Origin of the sequence: Streptomyces sp. NPDC050743 (genome assembly GCF_044456925.1) — a bacterium.
Lineage (GTDB): Bacteria > Actinomycetota > Actinomycetes > Streptomycetales > Streptomycetaceae > Streptomyces.
This window is the reverse complement of record NZ_JBITGJ010000235.1, coordinates 1-5,181: the sequence shown is the minus strand read 5'-3', so window position 1 is coordinate 5,181 and position 5,181 is coordinate 1. Positions and strand designations below refer to the sequence as shown.

Sequence of the window (5,181 nt, the reverse complement as noted above, 5' to 3'; positions counted from 1 at the left end):
GAAACCCAGATCGCGCTGACCGAGCTGGTACGCCGCCTCGACCGACCCAGGCTGGTCGCCGACCCGCCGCCGTACCGGCCCAGCCCCGTTCTTCGGGGTCCCGTCCATCTGTACATCGAGCAGGGTGACGGGTGACGCGGCGGCCGAGGGCAGTTGCAAGGTCCCGCCGCGGACCGGCCCGGTCGGCTCTGCATCCGACAGCAACCCGCTACCGCTGTTCCTGGCGCCGCCGCGGACCCGCATGACCACCGCTGAAGTGTGGCGAGCTGCTGCGGACAAGCCAGCGCGCCGGCGGGCCGAACGGCAGCGGTCGTCGTCGGAACGCTGCGTGTGCCCGGCTACCGGGCGATGCAGGCAAGAACGGACCGGATGGCCAGCACGGAGACTGAGGCCCGCCTGGCGGCAAGCCGACATGGGGGCCCGCACTCCGGGCAGCGCTCGATCGTGTCCGCTTCGCGGTGCGCGGAGCGAAAGGACGGCCTGGCCGCCGTAGGTTCGATCAGCGCAGAACGACGTCGAAGAACAGGGTTGCGTTCGTTTCGCGTTGTGACCGGTTTGATCACGTGATGTGGTGGGCGGTCAGTGGCCGGATGGTGTCGGGGAGTGTCTGCTCAGTCCGGTGGCTGCCGGCGCTCGGATGGGAACCATGGCCTCGGACGGGCTCGTCTCCTGGAACGGGGAACGGGTGAGGTTCGCGGGGGAAAACATGCAGATCATCGAGGTGACCGGGTATGCCGTCCGATCTGCTGTGATCACGATGAGGCGGACAGAGACGCCACTTGAATTCGTGATCTTCCCGATGCTGCACGTCGCTTCGCCCACGTTCTACTCCCAGGTCCGCCTCAGGCTCAGGGAATGCGACCTCATCGTCATCGAGGGAATCCGGGGGAAGTCGGTCGGCGTGAGTGCCCTCACGCTTGCGTACCGGTTCGCCCCACGTCGGCGGCGCAACAGCCTGCAGGAACAGCGCGATGATCTGTTGCTCCCCGACGACGTGCCGGTTGTCAACCCGGATGTGACCGCGGCGGAGGCGATCGAGGACCTGAAGACACTGCCGCGGTGGATGTACGTACTGCTCATGGTGGGGGCCCCGGTGATGGGCCTGGTGTTCGCGCTGCGCGGTCCGCGCGCCTTCCTCGATGAAGACATGGTCGTCGAGGACCTGCCGTCAACGCTGCGAGCGGAGATGATGGCCGACGATCCTGTTGTGCACGCGATGACTGGTCGGCGCGACCAGCGGTTGCTCGACGCGCTCGGCGAGATCCACACGGAGCGCGGCGCCGAGCCGATCCGGGTGGCCGTCGTCTACGGAGCCGGCCATGTCCCGGCGATCGTGTCGGGGCTGTGGGATCGCTACGGGTACCGGCCACGTAAAGCGGAATGGCTTACCGTCCTTATCCCGGCGTAGATCGCCGGGCGGACCCCCCGGCTCCGTAGCTCTCGCGATCACTCCGGAATGATCACGTGAGTCCGGGGCCGGCCAGCGGGGTCATGCCCCGCCCGTGGTGGTGCAGGGCGTCGGCGCGGTCGTCCCGTCAAGCGGAGTGCGCCGATGGCCAGGTTCTGCAGGGAGGCCATCGCCTGCGGCGTACACCGGTCCACCCCGGACTTGGTGCTCACGATTCTCAATTGCCCAGTGTCCGCGCACGCGTTCCGTAAGGTCAGGGGTTGTCACCTGGTAGACGGTCAGACCGGGGACCACATAGACGCGTTCGAGCGACACCTTCGTGGTGCGTACCGTGTGCTGTCGGCGGACGATCTGCAGCGCCTGGCCGTCGTACGGGAACGGCCGTGGGCGGCCGTGCGGATGCGGTCCGTCAGCGGCGCCCGCTTCCAGGGAAGCTCCCTCACCAGCGTGTGCAAGGTCGGGTGGTTGGCCTTGAGTACGGCGATGTAGGGGTCTTTCTCCTCGACCAGGTACTTCGCGTGATCGGTCTGGGGCAGCAGCGCGTCGAAGGTCCATTGCGCCGGTCAGCTCCAACGGGTCCAGCAGTGGCCTGACCCCGGTGATTTCAATTGCTTTGGCATCGAACCCGCGCGGGGCGAGTACGACGCCGTGGCCGCGCGGCGCGGGGAACGGGTCGACGCGGCGGCCGTCGGCACGGACGGTGCCGCGCAGGGATGTGCCTTCCACCGCGGCCGCCGCCCGCACCGGGCCGGACGGCGGGTGGGTGTCCCGGCCGGCGGTGTGGGAGGCATCCGCACGAGCGGGGAGCCACCCGCCGATCGCCGCGTCGCCGCGCCAGCCCAGTCGCCGCAGGGCCCTGACCGTCCTGTCACACCGGGCTGCGAAGATCACGCCATGGATCTCGCTGACGCCCTCGCCGGCCTCGATGCCCATCCCTGGGCCTCCGTCTCGCACGCCTACGGTCCCGCCGAGGACCTGCCCGACCTGCTGCGCGCCCTCGCCGAGGGGGGCGGGGATGCCGAGGAGGCGATCTCCGAACTGTACTCGTGCATCCTCCACCAGGGCACGGTGTACTCCGCCAGCGTGGACGCCGTCCCGTACCTCGCCCGGATCGCGGCTGCCGCCCGGCCCGGGACGACCGAAGTCCTCTGCCTGCTGGGCGGGTTGGCCGAGAGCGACGACGAATGGGAGATCGCGCCGGGCGCCGTCCGGGCCGCCGTCGCCACCCAGATCCCGTTGCTGATGACGCTGCTGGCACATGAAGACGTGAACGTCCGACTGCTCACGGCCTGGACGCTCGGCCACACCCGGAATACCCAGGCTGCCCCGGTTGCCCTGTGGAACCGGTGGACGGCCGAGGCCGATCCCGGTGTCCAGGCCGAACTGCTCATCGCCCTCGGCCGGGTGGACCTCTCCGGCGCCGCCGTCGAGGCACGCGCGCTGCTCGGCGCGGACACGCCCGCGCCGCTGCGACTGGCCGCGCTCCTCGTCACCTTGGGCGCCGGGGAGCCGTGGACCGACGTCCACCACGGTGCCGCACTCGGCCTGCTGCCCGCCCGCGAATTCACCGTCGACCGGTACAGCATGCACCACCGCGAGCCGCTGCACGCGATCGTCCACAGCCTGTTGCGCCGCGAGACCGAGGCAGACCGCGAGAGAGCCTTCGCCCTGCTGGACGCCGCCCTGCGCGACGGCCGCCCCGAGGTGCGGACCGAGGCGCTCGCCGCGGTCGACCACGCCTGCTACCTCTCCCGCAGCGCTCCCCAGCGACTCGTCCCAGCCATCGTCCCACTCGCCGCCGAGTACCCGGCGTCAACCCTGCTCGGCAAGCTCGGTCCGGCCGCCGCCGAGGCCGCGCCCGTCCTTGCCGAACTCGCCGCCCAATCCGACGACGAGGCGGCTGACCAGGCATTGGCCGTGCTCGTCCGGGTCGCGCCCCGGCAGGCCAGCCCGCTGTTGGCCCGGGACCTCGACCGGCGTCCCCGCGCGCTCCACGCCGCAGGCGACTTCCAGGCCCCTGCCTTCCCCTTCGACCCGGCTCTGCTCGCCGCCGTCCGCGCACGCCTGGCCGCAGACGGGCTCGGCAACAACGAGACCGCCGCCCTGGTCCACCTGCTGCGCCAGTGGGGCCCGCAGGCCGCCGCCGCCCTGCCCGAGCTGTACTCCGTGCTGCCCCGCTTCCAGTACGCGGCCACCGCCATCACCGCCGTTGCAGCTGCGAGCCGGCAGGTCGAGCGCGAGCAGGCCGGCGCCGTGCTGCGGGCCGCTGCCGGGTCGCTGATGGTGGCACGAGCCCACCACGACCTCACCGGCGAGACCGATGTCCTGCTCGACGCCGTCGCCAAGGCCCTCGCCGCCGGCCCGCGCGACGTCGCGGAGGCTGCCCGGGCAGCCTCCGACCTGGGCGCGGCGGCCGCCGGTCTGCTCCCTGCCCTGCGGGCAGCCGTCAGCGAGGACACCGAGCCAACCACCCCGGAACTGGATGGCGACATCGCGATCGCCATCGCCCTGTGGCAGATCGCCGGCGACGCCGAGGAAGCCGTCGCAATCCTGGCCTCCGTCTTCGACCGCACCACTGGCAACCAGCTCTGGTACCGGTGGACCGTCGTCCGCGCCATCCGCGCCACCGCCCTCCTCGGTGCGGCCGCCCGGCCCCTCATCCCCCGACTCGAAGAACTGCTCGCCGACCCCGAGAAGGCCCCCGCCGCCGCCCTCGCGCTGCACGCCATCACTGACCCCGACGTCGTCGACCTCGGCCGACTCGCCGAGGCCGCCCTTCACTCCGCCGAAACCGGAGCGGACATCGCCGGTGCCTGCGAGGCCCTCCAAACCTTCGGTGCCACCGCCCTGAGCACTCACCAGCGCCTGCGCGTCGCCGAACTCGCCGAGGGGGACCGGCGCATCGTCGACTCAGGCGTCGCGAACAGCATCATCCGCGAGGACGAGCGGCTGCGCGCCATCCTGACCGCCATCTGATCCCGAGGCCAGAGCGGACGAATAATCGATCGCCGCCCCGGCCCTGCGCTTGCCGAAACCACATCCGCACAGTTCAGGCGGCATCACCGCGCGCAGCCGCACCGTTCGGCCACCCACAGCAGCCGCAATCAAGAACCTCGTCCTGCGAGCGCCCGCCCCAGATGAGAGGTTCTCGTCAGGAGCGGGCAACCGGCGCCCTTCGAAGCAGGAATGGCCCCGCCGTCGCAAACTCCCGCACGTGGCCACCGCTCGGTGGCGCACAGCTGGGTGGCGCCCCCGTCGACGGCGAGCTCGGCGCCCGTGGTGTAGGTGGCCTCAAAAGCCAGGAACGCGGCGGCCCTGGCGATCTCCTCGGGGGTGCCGAAGCGCTGCATCGGGTTGTGTGCGGCTTGCTGCGCCTTGAACTCCTCGGCAGCCTCTGCGGTCATCCCGCTGCTCTGCAGGATTCCGGTGTCGACGGGTCCGGGGCTGAGCGCGTTGACACGGACTCCGTGCGGGAGCAGCTCGCTGGCCAGACTTCGGGCCAGCGAACGCAACGCCGCCTTGGCGGCCGCATAGGCACTGGTCTCCGGCATGCCGATGACGTTGGCGACCGAGGTGGTGAGGACGACGCCGGCGCCCTGGCTCAGCAGCGGGGCAAGCTTCTGCACCTTGAAGGCTCCCCTCCCTGAAGGGAGGGGATGCGTCGCCCTTCAGGGCTGTGCGGGGATTTACGGCTCAGGCCGCCGCCGGAGCCGGCGGCTCGGGTGGTCTTACGCCCTCGGCACCGTCCGGGTTCCAACCTGCCCGGACCAGCA

The 5,181-nt window shown here is 71.1% G+C and carries 3 protein-coding genes and 2 pseudogenes; 4 read left to right on the top strand and 1 reads right to left on the bottom strand.

Going from position 1 to position 5,181, the window contains the following annotated elements:
• From ACIBJF_RS51990 to ACIBJF_RS51975, 4 genes and pseudogenes are all read left to right on the top strand, one after another.
• Window positions 1–135 (top strand): annotated as a pseudogene (locus ACIBJF_RS51990) (cytochrome P450); the annotation flags it as partial.
• A 571-nt stretch (window positions 136–706) separates the two neighbouring features.
• On the top strand, window positions 707–1,408 hold the full coding sequence (locus ACIBJF_RS51985; protein ID WP_399184893.1) for a hypothetical protein: 702 nt from the start codon (window positions 707–709) through the stop codon (window positions 1,406–1,408).
• Between the two features lie 333 nt (window positions 1,409–1,741).
• The gene (locus tag ACIBJF_RS51980) at window positions 1,742–1,897 is read left to right on the top strand and encodes a hypothetical protein (RefSeq protein WP_399184892.1); all 156 of its coding nucleotides are present in this window, start codon (window positions 1,742–1,744) and stop codon (window positions 1,895–1,897) included.
• A 405-nt stretch (window positions 1,898–2,302) separates the two neighbouring features.
• Entirely contained in the window at window positions 2,303–4,384 is a 2,082-nt protein-coding gene (locus ACIBJF_RS51975; protein ID WP_399184891.1) for a hypothetical protein, read from the top strand.
• A gap of 260 nt (window positions 4,385–4,644) precedes the next feature.
• On the opposite strand, the pseudogene ACIBJF_RS51970 reads toward ACIBJF_RS51975, so the two are convergent.
• Window positions 4,645–5,040 (bottom strand): annotated as a pseudogene (locus ACIBJF_RS51970) (SDR family oxidoreductase); the annotation flags it as partial.
• Window positions 5,041–5,181: the final 141 nt, after the last annotated feature.